Origin of the sequence: Leucobacter japonicus (assembly GCF_001273855.1) — a bacterium.
Classification (GTDB): domain Bacteria; phylum Actinomycetota; class Actinomycetes; order Actinomycetales; family Microbacteriaceae; genus Leucobacter; species Leucobacter japonicus.
Genome location: NZ_JHBX01000081.1, coordinates 1 through 19,734 on the forward strand (window position 1 = coordinate 1; position 19,734 = coordinate 19,734).

Consider the following 19,734-nt stretch of genomic DNA (forward strand, 5'->3'; position numbering starts at 1 on the left):
AGGTCAGGGAGAAGTGTCCCTGCAACAAGGCTCCAGATCACAAGATCGGGGCCTTTCGTGTTTCTGGGGCGGGTTGCAGCACAGTGACCCGCCCCGAGCTTCCCGTACATGGGAGAGCGTGCTGTATGACGATGCGAGGCACGCAAATGTCTGCGTAGCTCAATTGGCTAGAGCACCGGTCTCCAAAACCGGAGGTTCCAGGTTCGAGTCCTGGCGCATTCGCTGGGCGGCGTCAGGCGCTGTCAAGTGTCACCCGCCCCACGACGGGGCCGAGTGCCGCCGCCCTCACATCTTGAGTATCCGCCCACCACCGGAGCACACAAGCGCAATCAGACGCACACGCGGTCGAGTAGCGCGGATACCCAACACTCTCAGGAGGACTCATTGGCGAACCATCCTGGACAAATCGATGACACACGCGTGCAGGAACTCGCCGCCGCCGGATGGTCGAACGTCGCCATCGCGGGTGAACTCGGATGCAACGAAGCATCAGTGCGGCGAGCGCGTAAACGTTTGCGTGTGACAGCATCGGCCGCGAAAGCGAACCACGAGCAGACACCCACCACCGGAGCGACTGAGTTCCAAATCACGGGAGACACGGGAAGCTTCACCGGCTACCAGAGCGAAACACCACTCACTGACTTCAGTGACGTGTTCCGCCTGTTCAATCGTGACCCTGATGACTTCGTCATCGTTGACGACAGCGTCACGATGAAGGCGTGGCAGCAGTCGAAAGGCCTCGAGGATGGCACCCGTTCAACGGTGACGCTGTACTCGTATGGTGCACGCTTCCAACGCAAGCAAGAGATCGACTACCTCGACCTGCCCGCACTGTACGCGGCCGCACACGAGATCGTAGAAGCCGCAGAGCACGCGCGCACGGACCGGACTACGGTTGTCGTGTGGAGCGACCCCCAAGTGGGGAAGACAGCGAGCCGCGGCGGCACACCAGAACTCATTGCACGCAGCATCGAGAAGCGGCAGAAGCTCACCCAAGCACTCGAGCAGCGCAACCCGAAAGCGTGCGTACTTCTCGACGGCGGCGACGGCATCGAAGGGTTCGAATCCGGCGGCAACCCCATGTTCACCAACGACCTCTCGTTGACGAAACAGCTCGACCTCTACGGCACCGAGCTCATGGAATGGCTGAAAGTCATGCTCCCGCACGGACACGTTGATGTTCTCGCAGTGCCCAGCAACCACGCTGCGTGGCGCAACGGGAAGCAGAACCTCGGAAACCCAGGCGACGACCTCGGACTGTTCATGCACCAGCAGGTAGCAAAGATCACCCAAGCGGCCGGCCACGACGTCACATTCCATGCCTCAACCGAGTACGACGAATCCGCTGCGATCGACATCGACGGAACCCGCGTCGGCCTCGTCCACGGAAACCAGTTCGGACCCGGACAAGCAGTCACATGGTGGGAGAAGCAAACGTTCGGCGCACAAGCCGTCGCTACCGCAGATGTACTGGTCCACGGCCACTACCACAGCTTCTCGATGAACGTCGCTGGGCGAAACCCCACGACCGGCAAGCAGCGGTGGTGCATGGGCGCACCCACACTCGACAACGGCTCCGACTGGTACCGCAACACCGCAGGACGAGACTCCGACCCCGGCGTACTCATCTTCGACATCACACCAGACGGATTCGACCTCGGATCACTCACCATCCTGTAACCAGACCAGCGCTTACCCAAGGGTAGGCGCACAACCTTGGGTATGGAGGCGGTCGTGTTTTGGATCGGTGTTGTATCCGGTTGGGGAATGATCCTCGCTGCTATCGGGCTCTGTGCTCTCCTGCCGCGAGTCTTCGCTTGGGACCACGGCACCGACTGCCTCGTGGACGGATGCTGGCTCGACATCGAAGCCGGTTCACGGATCAACTGGCGCGTATGGGTTGCCAAGCAGGTGCATGACCAGATCACTCGCAGGCGCAGGTGGCATCAGGAAGCCTGGAAGACGAGCCCGTTCAACTCGGCCAACTGGCCCAAGGAATAGGGAGGCACTGATGCAAACCCTGATCCGGATGCTCAACCAGCAAGCACCACCCGAAGACGAGGGTGCCTGGCTGCTCGAAGACGCTGAGGACATTGGGGCCGACTGTGACTGAGTGCACCTACTGCAGGCGACCATACGAGTCACCCAGTGCGGCAGACGCATACTGCCAAGACGACGACAAGGCATACAGCCGCTCGTGCGACTAGTGCGTAGGTAAGCGCACAGGTAGCATTCAGGTATGACCTATCAGCAGCCGCAGCAGCAGTACGTCTACCAGCAGGTAGTCAAGCCGCCGTCCAACGGCATGGCCGTCACCGCGCTGGTGCTCGGCATCATCGCCCTCGTTATCGGGATTTGGGCGCCACTGCCCATCGTTGGTATCGCAGCAGCGTTCTTCGGGTTCCTTCCCGCACTGCTCGCAGTCATCTTCGGGCACGTAGGCCAGAACGCGGTCGCCAAGGTCGGAGTAGGTAAGGGGCAGGCAATCACCGGACTTGTGCTCGGATACACCACGCTCGCGATCATCGCAGCCGTCACCCTCTTCTGGATCATCGCCATGATCGCAGGCGGAGCAAGCAGCACAGCACCCTAGCCAGAGAGCTAGAGCGGCCCCCGAGCACCCACAAGGTGCCGGGGGCTTTTGCATGGCCCCGACCCTTTAAAAGCGCAGGGGGTGTCAACAAACATGGGGCACCCCCACAAGAGCAACCCACGCCGACAAAACGGGCACCGACGCAACCAAACACAGGCGAGGGTGTACGCACGCGACACCACATGCTGGTTGTGCCACACCCCCGTCGACAAAACACTCCCACCACGCCTACCCCAGAGCCCAGAGATCCACGAAATCATCCCCGTATCGCGCGGAGGATCACCCTACGAGCTCAGCAACACCACACTCACACATCGAGCATGCAACCAGTGGGTAGGTAACCGCACACCTGACGAGCTGAGCCGAGACAACCGCAACCGTTCGATCGTGTCAACGACGACACTCATTGACTGGTAAACGGCGAAATAGGAGATCTCTTGAACGGATCGGCTGGCAAAACCACACGTGCCCCAGACCCCCTCCCTGCCCCCTTCCAGCCCTCCCCAGGTGCATAGGGCTATCTCTCCCCGTCATTTTTTCCACACGGTGCTGGTGCGCTCTGGCTGTCACTGTGATCGGCTGTGGCGGGTTTTCGCGTGTCGGGTGGGGTCTTTTTACCCCTCGATGCGGTAGGCGGGCGTCTGGATTGGCGCGTCATTCACGCGCTTCAAATTCATTGAAAATCCGCCATTTATCCGTAACAAATGGTATCCTTGATGCATGGATAAGCGGTGCGCGAATTGCGGCGGGACGATGGTCACTGTTCGTATTGATGCGCGCTTCTGCTCGACTCGTTGCCGTGTTGCTGGCAATCGGCGGGAGAAGAAGTCTCTTGGGTTTCCTAGCGAGCTCACTTCGGGGCGTCGCTGGGTTCGTGCTGATGGGAAGCGGCCGATCGCGGTGGATGGTTCGCCGGCGAAGTCGAACGACTCGAGCACTTGGTCTTATTTCGCTGACGTTCGCCTTTCATCCGCTGGTAATGGATTTGGCGTGATGCTGGGTGGCGGGCTCGGCTGCTACGACTTCGACAAGGTGACTGATGATGAGGCGCGTGATTTGATCTCGCTGATTCCTGAGCGGGTCTTGTTCGTGGAGAGGTCAGTGTCGGGCAACGGCGTTCACGTCTTTGTTGCTTCTGAAGAGTCAGCAGGATCGAAAAAGTGGCAGGGTCGCCACGAGCGTTACACGCGTCAGCGTTTCATTTTGACCACAGGAAACCGTATCTCGTTGTAGGTGGTGATGCCGCATGGGTACGAAATTGCGTGCGGTGGAGCCAGGGGATACCGCGAAGAAGCCAATCCGGTCGGTACTTGAGGCTGCTGATGAGGGTTCACGGGTGGACGAGTTAGTGCAGATGCGTCGGGTGATTGCCCGCGCAATCGATAACGAGAACACTTCGGCGCGGGATTTGGCGGCATTGACGCGACGGCAGATCGAGATCTCTAAGGAGATCGAAGCTTTGAAGCGCCAGCAGGCGGAGGAGGCCACTGATGCAGCCGACACCGCAGACGAAGCGTTCGACTCGCAAGCTATCTGAGGTTGCTCGGCATGTGGTGATGCCGTCTGGGATTGTTTCGACGGGTTGGCCGGCGGTGTATGCCAGGATTCGTGAGTTCGGTGACTCGTTCGATGAGTGGCAGCAGGGTGCTGGCAAGTTGATGTTGGGTAAGCGGCCGTCAGGCGAGTATGCGGCGACCGTGGGTGGGATTACGTTGAGTATCCCGCGCCAGGTTGCGAAGACGTACATGATCGGCCGCATCGTGTTCGCGCTGTGCACGATCTTCCCGAATTTCACGGTGTTGTGGACTGCGCACCGGACGCGCACGACATCGAAGACGTTTGCTTCTCTGCAGGGGTTCGCGAAGAAGAAGAGTGTCGCGCCGTTCGTTGAGAAGATCCGCACCGTCAATGGCGAGCAGGAGATTCACTTCACCAACGGTTCGATCATCATGTTCGGTGCTCGAGAGCAGGGCTTTGGTAGAGGTTTCGATGAGGTCGACGTTGAAGTGTTCGATGAGGCGCAGATTCTCACCGAGAAGGCTCTCGAGGACATGGTTGCCGCGACGAACCAGTCGCGGCACGAGCATGGAGCACTGCTCTTCTTCATGGGCACGCCACCACGCCCGATTGACCCTGGCGAGGCGTTCAAGGCTCGCAGGCGTGAGGCACTTGAGCTTGAAGCGCTGCGCAAGGAAGATCCCAACGTAGAGTGCGATGCGGTCTACATTGAGTGTTCGGCCGACCGGGATGCGGACCCGGACGACCGGAAGCAGTGGGAGAAGGCGAACCCGTCATTTCCTCACCGCACTCCGCTGCGTTCCATGTTGCGTCTTCGCAAGAATCTGCCGTCGGTCGAGTCGTGGCTGCGTGAGGCGATGGGCATCTGGGATTCGGATGATTCCGGTTCGCGTCTGATCTCTGCTGAACTGTGGGAGCGCCAGGGGCGTGACTCTGAGCAGGTAGCTGCGTTGCGCTCTGCTGAGCAGGTGCGCACGTTTGGAGTGACGTTCTCGCTCGATGGTAAGCGTGTTGCGGTTGCTGGCGGAATGAAACATGCTGACGGGGCGCACGCGGAGGTTGTGGACGGGTTCTCTGGTCACATGTCTTCCGGGCTTGATGCGCTGGCAGCGTGGCTCGCGGAGGAAAACCGGCGTGAGAAGACGGCGTTGTATGCGATTTCTGGTCGTTCTCATGCTGAGGTGCTGTCTCGGAAGCTCATTGAGCTGGGTGTGCCGCGGAAGGCGGTGCACATCTTGAACTCGCCTGAGTATTTCACGGCGTGCTCGATGTACGAGACGGGGATGCGTGACAAGTCCGTGACGCATTCGGCGGATGAGTCGGCGAACCAGGATCTCCTGGATCGGTCGGTTGCTGTGTGTGACAAGAAACTGCGCGGCACGGCTGGTTCGTGGAGTTGGGATGTGACTGTTCCCGGTGGTGATGAAACGCCGATTGAGGCGGTTTCTGTGGCGGTTTGGGCTGCGTTGACGACAAAGCGTCGTCCGGGGCGGAAGGCAAGGGCGGTGGTGTTGCGATGATGGTTTCTTCTATGCCATTCGTGTCTGGTCTTCCGGATGAGTATCGGGATGAGCTTGCTGTGCTGTTCAGTCAGTTGCAGAAGAAGCAGTACCGGAACCTAGTTAGGCGTCGGTACTTCGATTACAAGGCTGGGCTGAAGGATCTCGGTATCGCGATCCCGCCGCAGCTTCGGAATATCGAAACGGTGATCGGTTGGTCGGCGAAGGGCATCGAGGGGCTGGTGAAGCGGTCCGTCCTGGATGGGTTCACTACGCCGGCCGGTGTTGATGCTGAGTCGATCGGCCTCTCTGCGGTTTGGGATGACAACCGGCTTGGTGTTGAGTCGCGTATGGCTCATACGGATGCTGCTGTGGCGTCTTGCGTTTTCGGTTTTGTGCAGGCGGGTGACGCTGATGCGGGCGAACCCGAAGCCGTGATTTCTTTGAAGTCTGCGGAATGGGCTACCGGAAAGTGGGATGCCCGACGCCGCGGTCTCTCATCGGCGCTATCTGTCATTGACGCTGATGATGCCGGGCAAGTGTCGCGGTTCAACCTGTATCGCTATGGCGAGGTAGTGGCCTTTCGCAGAACAGCTGAAGGATGGGATGTGCAGGGAATGCGGCACGATCTCGGGATGCCGGTTGAGGTTCTGCCTCACAAGCCCTCGCTGTCGCGACCCTTTGGAAAGTCTCGAATCTCTCGCGCCGTGATGGCGCTCACGGATTCCGGAGTTCGTACCCTGTTGCGTTCCGAGGTGTCGGCGGAGTTCTTCTCGGCCCCCCAGCGGTACGCGCTTGGCGTTGATGAGGATACGTTCATCGGGCCAGACGGCAAGCCCATCCCCGCATGGCAGGCTGTCATTGGCCGTATGTTCGCAGTTGGTCGTGACGAGAACGGTGATTTACCATCGGTGGGTCAGTTCTCGCAGCAGTCCTTCGAACCGCATTTCGCGCAGATCCGACAGCTTGCATCGTTGGTGTCGTCTGAGTTCAACATGACGCCGCGTTCGTTCGGCATTGTGCAGGACAACCCGGAGTCTGCGGACGCGATCATCGAGGCGAAGGAAGACCTCGTCCTGGACGCGAAGGAGTTCACGGACACGGTGTCTCCCGCTTGGAAGCGTCTCGTGGTGGGTGCTCTGCGCATTCACGATGACTCGCCGGCGGCTCGTGAGGTGTACCGGCAGATTCGCCCGCACTTCCGCAACCCGGCTTTGCCGTCTGTGGTGTCTGCGTCTGACGCGGTGACGAAGCAGGTGTCGTCGTTCCCGTGGCTTGCGGAAACCGATGAAGCGCTTGAGATGTTGGGTTATGACCGGCAGCAGATCGACTCGATGCAGGCCACCCGACGTCGGGCTTCAGCGCGGCAGTTGCTTACTCAGGGTGTGGTGGCTGACCCGCAGGAGGTCTGATGACTACTCGACGGGATCTCAACGAGCTTGCCGCGTTGGGGTCCCGTGTGGTCGAGCTCGCACGTGCTGAGCTTGAGGCATTCTTTTTCGGGCTCGATTTAACGCGGCCTGAGCTGGCTCGTGACGCTTTGCTCGAGTTCATGCCGATGCTCGCGCAAGAGTACGGAGACGCGGCTGCAACTGCGGCTGCTGAGTGGTACGAAGCGCAGCGGGCATCGCAGGTTGGCGGCAGGTATGCTGCCGTGCTTGGCGATGCGGTCGGTCACACTCAGGTTGAGGGTTCCGTTCGCTATGCATCAGGGAGCCTGTTCGGTGACGATCCCGCACAGACTCTCGCATTGTTGTCTGGATCTCTGCAGAGGTTCGTGCTTTACGGCTCACGCGACACTATCGCCAGGAACGCTGGCCGAGATAGGGCACGGCCGCGTTTCGCACGGGTGCCGACTGGTGCGAAGACGTGCGCATGGTGCTCGATGCTCGCAAGCCGCGGGTTCGTTTATCTCACGCGTGAAACTGCCGGCATCGCGCGCGAACACTATCACGATGACTGCGATTGCCAAGTGGTGGCTGAGTTCGACAAGGACGCGGCGCATATCGATGGGTATGACCCCGACGCTCTCTACGACCAATACATGGCTGCGCGTCAGGCGACTGGTTCGGGCGACATGAAGTTGATCGCTTCAGAGATGCGACGGATGTTTCCTGACTCGTACACAGATGGGGTGTTCCCGCCCCTCTAAATCTCCCCGCCGCATGGCGGGTAACCCATAACAAATGACTTTCTGCCCCGCACGGGGCTGGTGGTCGATTCCGCACGGAAGGAACAAGCGATGAGCGAAGTAACCGAGCCGGTCGAGCAGCCGGCTGTGGAGCCGCAGGGCGCGCAGGAGGACAAGACCGACTGGAAGGCCGAAGCCCGAAAGTGGGAGGGCCGCGCGAAGGAGAACTTCAGCGCAGTTGAGGAACTGCAGAAGCTGAAGGACGCCGAGAAGAGCGAGCTGCAGCGAGCGACGGAGGCAGCCGAGGCTGCGCAGCGCGAGCTTGCGGCGTCTAAGCACGAGGCTGCACGGCTCCGGATCGCAGCGAAGCATGGGATTGGTGAGGACCACCTTGACCTGCTGACGGGCGCAGACGAAGCCGAGCTCGAGGCGAAGGCAGAGAAGCTCGCGAAGCTCATCACGACCCCGACTACCGAGGAGCCGCAGCGCAAGGGCGCATGGGCTCCGTTCGATCCCGAAGAAGGTAAGAGCCCGAACACGGCGCTCAACGGCGACGGGATCGAAAACGCATTGAAAAACGTACTCGGCATCTAAAGGTGCCACTTACTGAATGGAGATGGTGATGGCTCAGACCGCACCCACCAAGACCAGCGAGTTCGCTGGGTTCCTTAAGCCCGACCAGGCGCAGGCCTATTTCGATGAGGCACGCAAGCAGTCCGTCGTGCAGCAGCTTGTACGCCAGGTGCCGCTCGGCATCAATGGCCAGGAGATCCCCGTAACGACCTCGAAGCCCACCGCGGGCTGGGTCGCTGAGGGCGGGCAGAAACCCACCACCGCTGGCGGGAAGACCCTCAAGACCATCAAGCCGCACAAGATCGCCGCGATCTCCGTCGTGTCGGCTGAGGTCGTCCGTGCGAACCCGGCGAATTACATCCAGGATCTGCGATCCGACATTGCGGAAGCGTTCGCGGTGGCGTTCGATGCCGCAGCCCTGCACGGGACCGCAAGCCCTTTCGGCACGGGCAACAACATCGCTGCAACGACGAAGGCTGTGGAGCTCGGCACGGCTGCTACTGCTGCAGGCAGCATCTTCGCTGACGTGAATGCAGGCCTGGCGCTTCTAGTCAATGACAAGAAGCGATTCACTGGCAGCGCATGGGATTCCATCGCGGAGCCCGTGTTCAACGGCGCTGTGGACGCCAATGGCCGCCCGCTGTTCATTGACAGCCCCACTGTCGAGAATGCTGCAACTGTGCGTCAGGGTCGTCTTCTGGGCCGCCCGTCGTTCATTGGCGACGGCGTCGCTGCGGGCAGCATCGTCGGTTTCGGCGGCGACTGGAGCAAGGCTGTCTGGGGTGTCGTTGGTGGCATCTCCTACGACGTGTCGACCCAGGCAACGGTCACGCTCGACGGCGAACTCGTTTCGCTGTGGGAGCACAACTTGGTTGCAGTTCGCGCGGAGGCCGAGTTCGGTTGGCTTGTGCATGACACCGAGGCATTCGTGAAGTACACCGAGGGCGCGTGATGGTGGCGGTCGTTTCTCCTTCGGGAACTGTGGCGACCGTCGACCAGCCGCTAGCTGACGTGCTTCTCCAAAAGGGGTGGCGGGTTCCGGGAAAGCCGGATCCCAAGCAGGCTCCCGTTAAGCGGAAGCCTGGCCGCCCGAGGAAAACCGAGTGATGGGGGTGCGTCATGGCGTATGCGACGGTCACTGATCTAGAGGCGCGGTGGCGCACCCTCTCGGCCACGGAGAAGACCCGTGCGGGGGTTTTGCTGGGGGATGCTCAGGTTCGTTTGGATGCTGAGTGTTCCCCGGCTGACCCGCCCACTGAGGCTCAGCTTGCGTCTCGGAAGATCGTGTCGTGCGAGATGGTGAAGCGCGCGATGATCGCGAGCGGTGAAGGCGACTCGGGGGATCTGAGCGGGGTGTCTTCGATCATGGGGACGGCCGGCCCTTTCTCACAGCAGCGGTCCTTCCAGAACCCAATGGGTGATCTCTACATCACGAAGTCTGACCGGAAGCTTCTCGGGTGCGGCAAGCAGAAGGCGTTCATGATCGACACCGCGCCGCCTGGTTCGGGGGTGTTGCCATGGACGGAATCGACCCTGTAACTCGTATCCGCCGCGTCGAGACCGGGCGGGATCGTTACAACCAACCGATCTACGACACCACGGAATCTGACTTGCCGAAGGCGCTCTACGCCCCGCGGCACGTGATCCCTGCTGTCGAGGTCGGGCGGCAGCCATCAGTGGTGGAACCGACGTTGTACTGGCCGAATCTATGGCCGGACGTGTCTGCAGATGATCTGCTGCGTGTTCGGGGGCGCGAGTATGAGGTCAACGCCGAAGCTGCTGAGTGGCGGGGGCATGGTGCCGGTGGTCTTGTTGTTGTGTTGAAAGATTCGTTCGAAGGGGTTCCTTAATGGCGAAGAGAGTGAAGTTTGTTCTCAACCGCAAGAACTTTCGCGAACAAGTCTTGATGGGTGCGGAGACAGCGGCACTTCTGCGAGAGACGCTCGGTGGGGATGTAGAAACTGATATCGCCTCAGACGGAGTTCGAGCCCGCGCTCGCGCTTATGGGCGCATGAGCGATGAGGCAAAGAACGGCACCCTCTCCCGCAGACTTGGTGGTGTCTGATGCCAGGATTCGTTACGAACACTCCTGATATCGATGCGGCCATACTCGATGTGCTCGGATCGGTTGAACAGGTGGAATTGGTGAAGCCGGAGAAGGCGAAACCATACCGAGTGCTTGTGTCCCGTGCCGATCTTCAACAGCGCGTCACGCCACTGTCTCGGTATTGCAGGGTCGGTGTGCAAGCTTGGTCGGTCCGCAAAGATGGCAGCGCGGATCTTGGTGACGCATTCGATCTTTGCGCCGCTGCCGGCGCTGCGCTCGAATCTGCTCCTGCCACCTCCCAAGTGATCCTGTCCGCCGAGATCCAGTCCGGCCCGCTCCGTGTCGCTGATGAGGTGACGCGCATCGAGTACCAGTACATGACTGTGCTGCTCGAGGTTGCTACCTAACCGATACTCCTGTTCTCGCCCCGCCTAGTGCGGGGCTTTTCTGTTGAAAGGGGCCGTGATGGCTAAACCTGCATACCTGACGTCGGGGGTCGACCCGAATCTCGCGCGTCTCATTAAGGATGGTGCGATCTTCATTCGTGAAGCTGGCACCACTGATGTTCCGACTGGACCTGACTGGACGCCAACGAACGCCGCAACCCAGATCGGCTACTACTCCGACGACGGTTTCACGCTGGCACCTAACGCCGGCGACACTACCGAGCTCACCGGACACAACGGTGACGTTCTGGTTGCCGAGTCTGATCCAGGGTTCTGGACGGTCGCGTTTGCTGGGCTCGAGGGCAACAAGACCACGGCTGAGGCGTACTTCGACACGACGGTCGCGACTGACGGCTCGATCACCGTGACGACCGCTGCGGCGTCGAAGCGGTACGACATAGTCACAGTTGGGCTTGACCAGAAGGAACGCCTCGTACTGGTCCACTACCCGAACGTGCAGATCTCCGAGCGTGAGGGAATCACGTTCAACCGCACGACGCTGCTCGCGCTCGCCGCAACGTTCCGCACCTTCCGAGGGGCTGCTGCATCCCCGTACCACTTCAAGGCATGGGGGTTTGTTGCCGAGGAAGAGGAAGACGGCGAGTAGCCCAAATCTCCCGTGGGCAGGTACTTGCAACCGCCTGCCCACGGGTTCTCCCCGTAATGGTTGCTCACATTCTTTGAAGGGTTGCTCCAATGATTGAACTTGGCAAGAACGCTGAGACGGTAGAGATGGTCGATTTCGGGCGTGACGGCAAGGTGCTGTTTCGTCTGCCTGTGCTTGGGCAGAGGGGCGTACCGATGGGCGTCATGTCCGCGTTCGCGATCTTCTGGGACAAGCTGCAGTCGGGCCGCAAGATGTCTGAGGCTGAGGTTGCTTCAGCGTGGTCGTTCTTCATCCAAACGCTCGCTGATGCGTTCCCCGACGCCACCCGTCACATTGCGGGACTCGATGAAGACAACTTGCAGCTTGTGATGACGGAATGGCTGCGCCAGTCTGCGGAGGTCACGGGCTACGACCCAAAAGCGCACTCCTAGCGGTCGTCGTCTACGCCCATCACCGGCCCGCGCTCGAGTATGACTTGATGACGCGGGTCGGTTTCGGCGTGGACCGGATCGACCGCCAGGAACTTTCGTGGGAGCAGATGATGGCTCTCGTTGACGGAATTCTGAACGATCACACGTCTCACACCTTCGCGTCGTTGGCCGGATGGTCTTATGTGCCGTCACCCGATGAGGTCGCTTTTTACAACGATCTCGACGTAAAGCTCGTCATGAATCGCGGCAAGAACCAGCCCATGCCCCAGCCCGTCGACCGGCCGTGGGAGCGAGGCAAACCGAAGGCTGTGCTCCCTCGGAACGACAGCGAGTCGCGTGCTCGCCGTGAGCGCCTCAACGAGCGCTTGGGGCTCTAAGAACTTCACATTGACCGGTTGCTCATGACCCACCTCGGAGGTGTTTATGGCGCAAGAGGTTGGTGTTGCCTATGTCACGTTGCTGCCCTCTGGACGCGGCTTCGGCAAGTCTGTCGAAGGCCAGATCGATTCAGCTATGGGCAAGTCGGAGAAGAAAACTGATGGCTTCTTCGCAAAGGTCGGGACTGGCATCAAGCGGGTCGGTTTGGGTGTCGCTGCACTCGCCGGAACGGTCGGAGCTCTCGCGGTCGGTGGCGGCATTTCCCGTGCCCTGAATATCGAGGATGCGCAGGCCAAGCTCAAGGGCTTGGGGCATGACACGAAGTCTGTCGAGACGATCATGTCGAATGCGCTGGCGTCGGTCAAGGGGACAGCGTTTGGGTTGGATGCCGCCGCGACCACGGCAGCTTCTGCGGTTGCATCTGGCATCAAGCCAGGTCAGGAACTCGAAAAGTATCTCCGTCTCACCGCCGACGCAGCAACTATCGCCGGCGTCTCCATGGAGGAGATGGGCGACATCATTAACAAGGTCCAGGCGAAGGGCAAAGCCCAGACCGAGGATCTGAACCGTCTGACGGAGCGCGGCATCCCGATTCTTCAGATGCTTGCAGATGAGTACGGCGTGACTGCTGAAGAGATGTCGAAGATGGTCACGAAGGGCGAGGTTGATGCCGAGCGTTTCAGGAAAGCGCTTGAAGACAACGTCGGTGGGGCTGCGCTCGAGTCGGGCAATACCACTCGGGGCGCGTTTGCAAATATGCGGGCTGCTCTTTCACGCCTGGGGCTCGTGTTTGTTGAGGACGGTCTTGGGGGAGCTAAGACGTTCTTCAATGAGGTCACCGTCATCTTGGATGGGCTTGCAGAACGCTTTCGGCCCTGGGTGGACAGCATCAACGCACGTCTCTCCGAACTGTTCAATATCGACGGGATGGGCGACCGATTCCTCGAGTCGTTCGACAAGATCACGGAAGCCGTCAAGAACGGCCCAATACCTCAGCTTCTCAACACGTTGGCACCAATCATGCCTGTCATTGGTGAAGCAGCGTCATTAATCGGGGGTGCTCTGGGGCAGGCGTTCCGTGAGCTGGGTGAAGCGATTGGGCCGCGTCTTCCGGAGATCGCACAGTCCCTTGCTGATGCGGTGGTTGAGCTTGCGCCTGCGTTCGCGGATCTGCTTGTGGCGATCCTTCCGTTGATCCCTGCGATCACGAACCTGCTGGCCGAGCTTTCGCCAGTGCTTGCGGATCTTATTCAAGAATTGACGCCGTACATCACAGATCTGCTAGGCGGAATGACTGCTTTGTTGGACCTGTTCACGGGCAGCGCTGATGTGACTGGATTTGCAGACAGCCTTCGGGAACTGCAAGGGCCGATCGCTGAGATGTGGCAAGCAATTTGGTACACAGGCCTCGTCGTCGGCTTCTTCATCGCTCAAGTCCAAGATGCCGGGAACAAGATCGTTGCCGCAGTATCGACTTTCATTGCACAGGTCGTCTCCTACTTTTCATTGGGTTGGAAGGCTGCCGGTGACATTGTCCAGTCGGCCTTCCGGTTCATTGTCGGTCTCGTGACTGGCGACTCGCAGCGAATTGTTGCCGCGGTCAGCCAAGGTATGCAGGCGGTGGCTGCCGTCTGGAATCCGATGTGGAGCCAGATTTCCGCTGTTGCGCAGATGGCTTGGCAGTCGGCGGTAACAGCCGTGGCTCAGGGTGTTCTCAACGTCGTCTCGACGGTGCGCACGTTGCCGGGTCAGATCCTCTCCACTCTTTCTGGGCTGGGGTCGTTGCTTTTCTCGGTCGGGCAGCAAATGATCCAAGGCCTGATTAATGGCGTTGGCTCAATGATCGGGAATGCGGTCTCCGCAGTTCGAAACGTGGGCGGGGCGATGCTCGATGGAGTCAAGGAGTTCCTTGGAATCCACTCGCCTTCACGGGTGTTCCGTGACGAGGTCGGGAAGATGGTCGGGCTTGGTCTGCTTGAAGGTGTTGCTGACAGCACGATTGCTGGGCGGATTGATACCGCAGTGAGTCACCTGGTCTCTGTTCCTAGCGATGCGCGGTCTTCGGCATTCCCATCTGCAGTGACGCTGGTTGATGCTGATGGGTCGATTTTGACGCGCGCCCGCGTGGTCGCAAACGAGGAGATCGACGTCTACTCAGGGCAGCGAGCATCGGAACGTCGTCGGACTGGCTTCTAGGAGGTCTTCATGGTGTGGAACTGGAAACTTGCTTCGAGCACTGGTCAGGTCGAATTCGGTGATGATGAAAACTTGTTCGTCGTTGACTCGTGGGCGGTTGAATCAGGGAAGCTCCGCGTCGATGACCGGGACATCCCAAGAAGCGACAGCACGCGATTCGGGCAGGATTTTCGACCTCCCGCGTCACTTTCCTTCTCGCTATGGGTGAATGGTGGCTCGGAAGAAAGAACTCTCGAGGGGCTTTCGGAACTGGCTGCTGCTTGGCGAAACGATGGTGACCGACTCCGTAGTGGTTCGATGGCGACTTTGCAGCATCCGCGAGGCCGGTTCATGTTTGGCCGGCCACGCGAGTTTGAATCTGACGCGCAGCGTGTGGAGTCGGGGTATGCGAAAGTGTCCGCCAAGTTCCAGGCGGCTGATGATCTTTGGTATGGCCCGGAGGAGTTGACGCGGGTCCGGTTTGTGCCGCCTGTGTCGGGTGGTTTGACGTTCCCGGCTGAGGCTCCGTTCACGTTTGATTCGGGGCCGGCTGAGCGGAATAGTTCGGTGGTTGTTGGTGGTGATGTTGCGACGTGGCCGGTGTTTGAGGTGTTCGGGCCGGTCACGAATCCGGAGATCGAGATCGTTGGTGTTGGGCGCCTGGTCTTCCGGACGACGCTGGCGTATGACCAGTTTTTGCGGGTGGATACGCGGCCGTGGGCGCGGTGGGTGCAGCGCGGCTATTTGGGTTCTCCGGATGTGTTGTCTCCGTTTCCGGGGGCGTTGTCGCCGTCTGGTTCGCGGTTGTCGGATGTGTCGTTGCGTCCGGGTGTTCACACGGTGGTTCTGCGCGGGTATGACCCGACTGGTTCTGCTGAGCTTGGGGTTATCCGTAACCCGGCTTTTACGAGTTTTTGAGGAGTGGGTTATGGCTTGGTTGGTGCCTTGGGTTATTAATGGTGCGCAGCATTCGGCTCGGTTGTTTCGGCGCGCTTATCAGCAGCAGGTTGGTGAGGGTTCTGGTGTTTCTCGTCCTGGTGATTTGAAGGTGTCGGCGTTGGCGGTGCCTGGTACTGGGTTTCGGGTCGCTCCGGGTGGTGGTGTTGCGCAGTCGCGTGATTCGGATGCTGCTTCTCGGGAGTCGTATGGACCGATTAATGATGCTCAGGTGACGGTGTTGGATGTGCCTGGTACGGGGTCGTCTGGTGGGCGTCGGGATTTGGTGATTTTGGAGGTCACTGATCCGGAGATGGGGTCGGTGACGTATCCGGCTCCGACGACTCCGGAGGAGTGGCAGGACGGCAACAATTTTGTTCGGGTGACGGTGATCCCGGGGGTTGCTGCTGGGGTGAAGTCGTTGGATCAGATCACGACCGGCCCGTACGCGAATGTGACGGGTGTGACGTTGGCGGCGATTAACTGGCCGGTGTCGACGGGGACGATCACGAACGCGATGATTGAGGATTTGCGTGTGGTGCAGTCTCCACGGAGTGTCCGCATTCTCCGTACGTGGGCTTCACCGTCTGGGTTCTCGAGCCAGATCACGAACGTGGACCCGTGGCCTACTGGTGGTGATTGGTGGCCGTCTGAGTTCGTTGACGACGTGGTCGGTGCTATCGATATTCCGTCGTGGGCGCAGCGTGCACGCATCATCATGACGTGGGCTGGGGTGAAGATTCCCGCCGGCCGCTCGTTGGGTGCGACCTGGGTTCAGATCGGGTTGAACAGTGACCCGAACCGGGTGAACTGCCCGAACACGGTGTACGAAACCCCGAACTCTACGACGGTCGGGAAAGACATGATGGCGGCGGCATGTGATGTCGCGATCCCGTCAGGGCTGCGTGGTACGTCGAAGAAGTTCTTGCCGAAGGCGTACCGCACTGCGAGCTCGACCGCCTCCGCTGCACCGATCTTGGATGCGGGTTCGTCATTGGTGCTCGATATCGAGTTCTACGAGACAGCGGTCTAATTAGGGGGCTTGATGCTTCGCTACATTGTTGAACGCATTTCGGATGGGGTGTTCCTCGATTTGGAACTCCCCATTGTTGTTTCTGGTGCGGGGCGTCGTCTGAATGGTGCGGGCTCGTTTTCGGGGCAGATTGTTCCGGTAGTGGCCGCGTATGAGTGGGCTGGTACGGACAAGCTGATTGACCCGTATGCGACGTTCATTCATGAGGAATCTGATGGTGTGATTCGTGGTACTTGGCTGGTCACGCGTGCTGAGTTTGAGGGCGCGGTGTGGCGGGTTGATGGTGCGGGGTTCTCGGATTACTTCGCTGACCGCCCGTATGAGGGCGAGTATCGGGGCGTGCAGGTTGACCCTGTTGCCGTAGCACGGCATGTGGTCACGCATGCGCAGTCGTTCGCTGGCGCGTCTATCGGGGTGACGCTCACGGGGTCTTCGACGGTTCGTGTGGGCACGGACTCAGACGAGAAGGTGGATGATGCAAATGAGGCGGCGCGTGAAGCGAAGCGGGTGAAGAAGCTACTCACCGATGCTCGCACTGTGAAGACGAAGGAGAAGCAGCAGGTCACGAAGTCTCATGATGTGACGATCAAGGGGCTGCAGGCGGTGTCGAAGATGCGTCTGACGGAGTTGCAGGCGTTGCGAAAGCGCGACCCGAAGCCAACCCCGGAAGAGGTGACGGCGGCGCAGAACCTCCGTAACGCTGCAGTGCAAGCGGTGAAGAATGCGCAGTCGGCAAAGAAAGTCGCGCTTGCCCCGATCGACTCCGCACTGGTCGCGCTCCGAGAACAGATCAAGACTGCTGACGCTACGCTGAAGACTGCCAGTGAGAAGCTGAAAGCGGAGAAAGAGAAGCAGAGCGACGACGGTGGCGCGTGGAAGATCTTGTGGTGGGATACCCCGGATTGCATGCAAGCCATCCAGGAGGCGCTCGACGAGGTCGGATACGAGTGGGGTGAGTGGTCGGGCTGGAATGCTGACCGGTCGAAGATCCTGAAAGAGATCCGCGCAGTTCCCCGAGTAGGGAAGAAGCAGACGGCGCTCGCGTTCGTTGAGGGCGACAACATCGTTGAGACGGTCGCGATTGAGGCTGACTCGAACGAGTATGCGAACGTGGTGAAAGCGATCGGGGCTGGTGAGGGAAAAGACTCTCTCGAGGTCACCGTTGCCGTGAAGTCTGCTCGCCGCCGCAAAGTGCATGTCGTTGATGCGAAGAACGTCACCAAGAAGTCGGTGCTGCAGAAACTCGCTCAGGCAGAACTTGCGGTGCGGTCGCGCCCGTTGAAGGTTGCTGCGGTGCGGGTCGTGAACCACCCGAACGCTGAGTTTGGTACGTTCGAGGTGGGTGACACGATCCTCGTGGACGCGGATTCTGGGTGGGCTGGGCGGCAACGGTTGTGGCAGCGCATTGAGGAGTTGGAGTGGGTTGGGGAAGACCTGATCGACTTGATGTTGGGGGATGCGTAGATGGTTCAGAGCCTGCGTCGGAAGATGAATACGCGCGCTGATTTCGGGTTGTCGGCTCGGGCGGTGCGAGGCACTCAGCAGTTGGCTCGTACGGGCCAGGTGTCCCGGAGCACGGTCACTGTTGGTGACGATGAAGTGTTTGTCGATTCGTTGCTGGTGGGTGCTTCGGACACTGCCGAGTCGGTCGAACTGCAGGATGGCGAGATCACGGATTCCCGCGACATCTCCGATGATGTGGTCGACGTTCTTCCGGAAATGACGGAAGACGCTTGGGAAGCGGAAGACGTTGGGCAGATCGCTGCGGATGGTGCGGATTGGGCGGCTGAGTTCGCGGCCGAGCTGGACGCGGATCTGGCGGCCGCGAAACTCGAACTTGATCAAGCGCTCGCGGATGCGCATACGGCACTCACTGAGGCGGGTCTGGCTCGTTCTGAGGCGGCTCAGGCGGTGTCGGATGCCGCGGATGCGGTGTCGGATGCGACGCAAGCGATTGAGGATGCGTTGGCGGCTCAGAACCTCGCGAACGGGGTGAACAAGTGGGCAACCGTTGCCCCGGTTGCTGGTGATGCTTCGGGGCGTCCAATTGGTGCGATCTGGTACGTGCGGAATGGTTCGGGTCAGGTCACGCAGGTGTGGGAGCTCACGGCGTTGGGATGGGTGCAGCGTCCGTTGTCGGAGTCGGTGATTCCGGTGGTGTCGATCGGGTCGGGCACGTATGGCACGTTGGCGGGTTCACGTTTGGTGGCGGAGTCGGTGACGGCTGGGCAGATAGCGGCGCTTACGATCACTGCCGGGAAGATCGCAGCTGACGCGGTGACGGCGGTGAAGATCGCCGCGGACGCTGTGACGGCTGAAAAGATCCTTGCTGGTGCGATCGCGACGGACAAGCTGGCGGCGCTCGCAGTCACTGCAGAGAAGCTCGCGGTCGGGGCGGTCGTGGCTGACAAGATCGCGGCCGGCGCAATCACGACGGCGAAGCTTGCTGCGACAGCAATCGACGGCATGACAATCACGGGGTCAGTGATCCGAACTGCTGCGACCGGGCAGCGCCTGCAGTTCGATGTGGACGGCCTTAAAGCGTTCAACACCCTAGGCGTAATGGTCGCTTCGCTGAATTCCTCGGGCGGTCAACTCACACTCAACGGTGGCCTCTCGTTGAATGATGGCAGCTTCAACTATGGGTGGGTTAACTCGACTGGGATTCGATCAGCGGGTGTCGGGCGCTATCTCGTGCACGCCACAGACCTGAGCGGAATCGCGCACTACGACAGAGAGATGACTGGGGTGGCCCCGTACGGGACGGTCGAGGCTCGAGGCTCCTACATGCGAGTTCGATCAGCTTTCTCAGCTAGCGGCGCTGCGCGCGGGTTCGTGGTGGCGAGCTCGCAGGACGGTGGGCAGCTAAACCTCTTGTCTCGTAAGAGCGCTGCTTCGTCAGACTTCTACTTCGATATTGTTCCGAACCTGGATGACGAGTCATATTTTATTGGCGGCGTCAACGGGAACGGGCAGAACGCGATTGTCTTTTTCCGAGATCGGGTCGAAGTAAAAGGGCCGATCAAGTTCCAGGCGGCAGTCGAGTTCTCTGGTGACCGCGATTGGGTGACGGTCACGGTTCCTGGGATCACTGCAGGGTCGTTGCGTATCCGGCAGACGAACGGCGAGATCGTCATGGAATACGACCTCACCTTCTCCACGAACGTAGCGGCGGGGGCGGAGCGCGTGAACTTCGTGCAGCTCCCGTCATGGGCGTACCCCGCCACCGCTCAACCGTTCCTGTGCAACGGATGGGCTTCTCTTCCTGCGACGGGCGTCGTAACCACTTCAGGGTTCTTGACGCTCCGCAACAACCATTCCGCAGCGCTCGCACGGTTCGCCGGGTCCGGGCGTTGGGGCAAGTGAA

General features: G+C 60.2%; 21 protein-coding genes. All 21 read left to right on the forward strand.

Annotated elements, in window-relative coordinates; genetic code table 11:
- The first annotated feature begins 420 nt into the window (after positions 1–420).
- The 21 genes from AMS67_RS04065 to AMS67_RS04160 all read left to right on the forward strand — a co-directional run bounded on the left by AMS67_RS04065 (position 421) and on the right by AMS67_RS04160 (position 19,733).
- Complete coding sequence (locus tag AMS67_RS04065) at positions 421–1,680, forward strand: hypothetical protein (RefSeq protein ID WP_053386236.1); 1,260 nt, start codon at positions 421–423, stop codon at positions 1,678–1,680.
- Between the two features lie 42 nt (positions 1,681–1,722).
- Positions 1,723–2,001, forward strand: a complete 279-nt coding sequence (locus AMS67_RS04070) for a hypothetical protein (RefSeq protein WP_162230811.1) — start codon at positions 1,723–1,725, stop codon at positions 1,999–2,001.
- A gap of 238 nt (positions 2,002–2,239) precedes the next feature.
- Entirely contained in the window at positions 2,240–2,593 is a 354-nt protein-coding gene (locus tag AMS67_RS04075; protein ID WP_053386238.1) for a hypothetical protein, read from the forward strand.
- Between the two features lie 720 nt (positions 2,594–3,313).
- Positions 3,314–3,826, forward strand: coding sequence for a DNA primase (locus tag AMS67_RS17230; RefSeq protein ID WP_156316522.1), 513 nt, complete (start codon positions 3,314–3,316; stop codon positions 3,824–3,826).
- A 13-nt stretch (positions 3,827–3,839) separates the two neighbouring features.
- Positions 3,840–4,130: a hypothetical protein gene (locus AMS67_RS16740; protein ID WP_075201219.1), complete on the forward strand. Its 291-nt coding sequence runs from the start codon at positions 3,840–3,842 to the stop codon at positions 4,128–4,130.
- Entirely contained in the window at positions 4,084–5,631 is a 1,548-nt protein-coding gene (locus AMS67_RS04090; RefSeq protein WP_075201220.1) for a hypothetical protein, read from the forward strand. The genes AMS67_RS16740 and AMS67_RS04090 overlap by 47 nt, the downstream gene beginning before the upstream one ends.
- A complete protein-coding gene (locus AMS67_RS04095; RefSeq protein ID WP_082305281.1) occupies positions 5,628–7,022 on the forward strand; it encodes a phage portal protein in 1,395 nt (464 codons plus the stop codon). Before AMS67_RS04090 ends, AMS67_RS04095 begins: the two co-directional genes overlap by 4 nt.
- On the forward strand, positions 7,022–7,762 hold the full coding sequence (locus AMS67_RS04100) for a VG15 protein (protein WP_053386242.1): 741 nt from the start codon (positions 7,022–7,024) through the stop codon (positions 7,760–7,762). Before AMS67_RS04095 ends, AMS67_RS04100 begins: the two co-directional genes overlap by 1 nt.
- Positions 7,763–7,852: 90 nt before the next feature.
- Positions 7,853–8,335, forward strand: a complete 483-nt coding sequence (locus tag AMS67_RS04105) for a hypothetical protein (protein WP_053386243.1) — start codon at positions 7,853–7,855, stop codon at positions 8,333–8,335.
- Between the two features lie 28 nt (positions 8,336–8,363).
- Complete coding sequence (locus AMS67_RS04110; RefSeq protein ID WP_053386244.1) at positions 8,364–9,266, forward strand: phage major capsid protein; 903 nt, start codon at positions 8,364–8,366, stop codon at positions 9,264–9,266.
- A 167-nt stretch (positions 9,267–9,433) separates the two neighbouring features.
- Positions 9,434–9,853, forward strand: coding sequence for a Gp19/Gp15/Gp42 family protein (locus tag AMS67_RS04115; RefSeq protein ID WP_053386245.1), 420 nt, complete (start codon positions 9,434–9,436; stop codon positions 9,851–9,853).
- Positions 9,832–10,164: a hypothetical protein gene (locus tag AMS67_RS17235; protein ID WP_156316524.1), complete on the forward strand. Its 333-nt coding sequence runs from the start codon at positions 9,832–9,834 to the stop codon at positions 10,162–10,164. The genes AMS67_RS04115 and AMS67_RS17235 overlap by 22 nt, the downstream gene beginning before the upstream one ends.
- 214 nt (positions 10,165–10,378) lie before the next feature.
- Positions 10,379–10,768 (forward strand): hypothetical protein, encoded by a 390-nt coding sequence (locus AMS67_RS04120; protein ID WP_053386246.1) that lies wholly within the window; start codon positions 10,379–10,381, stop codon positions 10,766–10,768.
- Between the two features lie 58 nt (positions 10,769–10,826).
- Positions 10,827–11,414 (forward strand): phage tail tube protein, encoded by a 588-nt coding sequence (locus AMS67_RS04125; RefSeq protein ID WP_053386247.1) that lies wholly within the window; start codon positions 10,827–10,829, stop codon positions 11,412–11,414.
- A gap of 89 nt (positions 11,415–11,503) precedes the next feature.
- A complete protein-coding gene (locus AMS67_RS04130; protein WP_053386248.1) occupies positions 11,504–11,845 on the forward strand; it encodes a hypothetical protein in 342 nt (113 codons plus the stop codon).
- Between the two features lie 47 nt (positions 11,846–11,892).
- Entirely contained in the window at positions 11,893–12,222 is a 330-nt protein-coding gene (locus AMS67_RS04135; protein ID WP_053386249.1) for a hypothetical protein, read from the forward strand.
- Between the two features lie 46 nt (positions 12,223–12,268).
- Entirely contained in the window at positions 12,269–14,419 is a 2,151-nt protein-coding gene (locus AMS67_RS04140) for a phage tail protein (protein WP_053386250.1), read from the forward strand.
- Positions 14,420–14,428: 9 nt separating this feature from the next.
- Positions 14,429–15,316 (forward strand): hypothetical protein, encoded by an 888-nt coding sequence (locus AMS67_RS04145; protein ID WP_156316525.1) that lies wholly within the window; start codon positions 14,429–14,431, stop codon positions 15,314–15,316.
- 340 nt (positions 15,317–15,656) lie between these two features.
- Complete coding sequence (locus tag AMS67_RS04150; RefSeq protein ID WP_156316526.1) at positions 15,657–16,367, forward strand: hypothetical protein; 711 nt, start codon at positions 15,657–15,659, stop codon at positions 16,365–16,367.
- 12 nt (positions 16,368–16,379) lie between these two features.
- Positions 16,380–17,831, forward strand: coding sequence for a hypothetical protein (locus AMS67_RS04155; protein WP_053386253.1), 1,452 nt, complete (start codon positions 16,380–16,382; stop codon positions 17,829–17,831).
- A complete protein-coding gene (locus AMS67_RS04160; RefSeq protein ID WP_053386254.1) occupies positions 17,832–19,733 on the forward strand; it encodes a hypothetical protein in 1,902 nt (633 codons plus the stop codon).
- The last annotated feature ends 1 nt before the right edge of the window (position 19,734 follow it).

Coding starts and splice junctions, on each gene's coding strand:
- AMS67_RS04105 (WP_053386243.1), top strand. CDS start 7,853: ATGAGCGAAGTAACCGAGCCGGTCGAGCAGCCGGCTGTGGAGCCGCAG.
- AMS67_RS04120 (WP_053386246.1), top strand. CDS start 10,379: ATGCCAGGATTCGTTACGAACACTCCTGATATCGATGCGGCCATACTC.
- AMS67_RS04070 (WP_162230811.1), top strand. CDS start 1,723: ATGGAGGCGGTCGTGTTTTGGATCGGTGTTGTATCCGGTTGGGGAATG.
- AMS67_RS17230 (WP_156316522.1), top strand. CDS start 3,314: ATGGATAAGCGGTGCGCGAATTGCGGCGGGACGATGGTCACTGTTCGT.
- AMS67_RS04130 (WP_053386248.1), top strand. CDS start 11,504: ATGATTGAACTTGGCAAGAACGCTGAGACGGTAGAGATGGTCGATTTC.
- AMS67_RS04160 (WP_053386254.1), top strand. CDS start 17,832: ATGGTTCAGAGCCTGCGTCGGAAGATGAATACGCGCGCTGATTTCGGG.
- AMS67_RS04100 (WP_053386242.1), top strand. CDS start 7,022: ATGACTACTCGACGGGATCTCAACGAGCTTGCCGCGTTGGGGTCCCGT.
- AMS67_RS04115 (WP_053386245.1), top strand. CDS start 9,434: ATGGCGTATGCGACGGTCACTGATCTAGAGGCGCGGTGGCGCACCCTC.
- AMS67_RS17235 (WP_156316524.1), top strand. CDS start 9,832: ATGGACGGAATCGACCCTGTAACTCGTATCCGCCGCGTCGAGACCGGG.
- AMS67_RS16740 (WP_075201219.1), top strand. CDS start 3,840: ATGGGTACGAAATTGCGTGCGGTGGAGCCAGGGGATACCGCGAAGAAG.
- AMS67_RS04135 (WP_053386249.1), top strand. CDS start 11,893: ATGACGCGGGTCGGTTTCGGCGTGGACCGGATCGACCGCCAGGAACTT.
- AMS67_RS04110 (WP_053386244.1), top strand. CDS start 8,364: ATGGCTCAGACCGCACCCACCAAGACCAGCGAGTTCGCTGGGTTCCTT.
- AMS67_RS04145 (WP_156316525.1), top strand. CDS start 14,429: ATGGTGTGGAACTGGAAACTTGCTTCGAGCACTGGTCAGGTCGAATTC.
- AMS67_RS04095 (WP_082305281.1), top strand. CDS start 5,628: ATGATGGTTTCTTCTATGCCATTCGTGTCTGGTCTTCCGGATGAGTAT.
- AMS67_RS04155 (WP_053386253.1), top strand. CDS start 16,380: ATGCTTCGCTACATTGTTGAACGCATTTCGGATGGGGTGTTCCTCGAT.
- AMS67_RS04125 (WP_053386247.1), top strand. CDS start 10,827: ATGGCTAAACCTGCATACCTGACGTCGGGGGTCGACCCGAATCTCGCG.
- AMS67_RS04075 (WP_053386238.1), top strand. CDS start 2,240: ATGACCTATCAGCAGCCGCAGCAGCAGTACGTCTACCAGCAGGTAGTC.
- AMS67_RS04090 (WP_075201220.1), top strand. CDS start 4,084: ATGCAGCCGACACCGCAGACGAAGCGTTCGACTCGCAAGCTATCTGAG.
- AMS67_RS04140 (WP_053386250.1), top strand. CDS start 12,269: ATGGCGCAAGAGGTTGGTGTTGCCTATGTCACGTTGCTGCCCTCTGGA.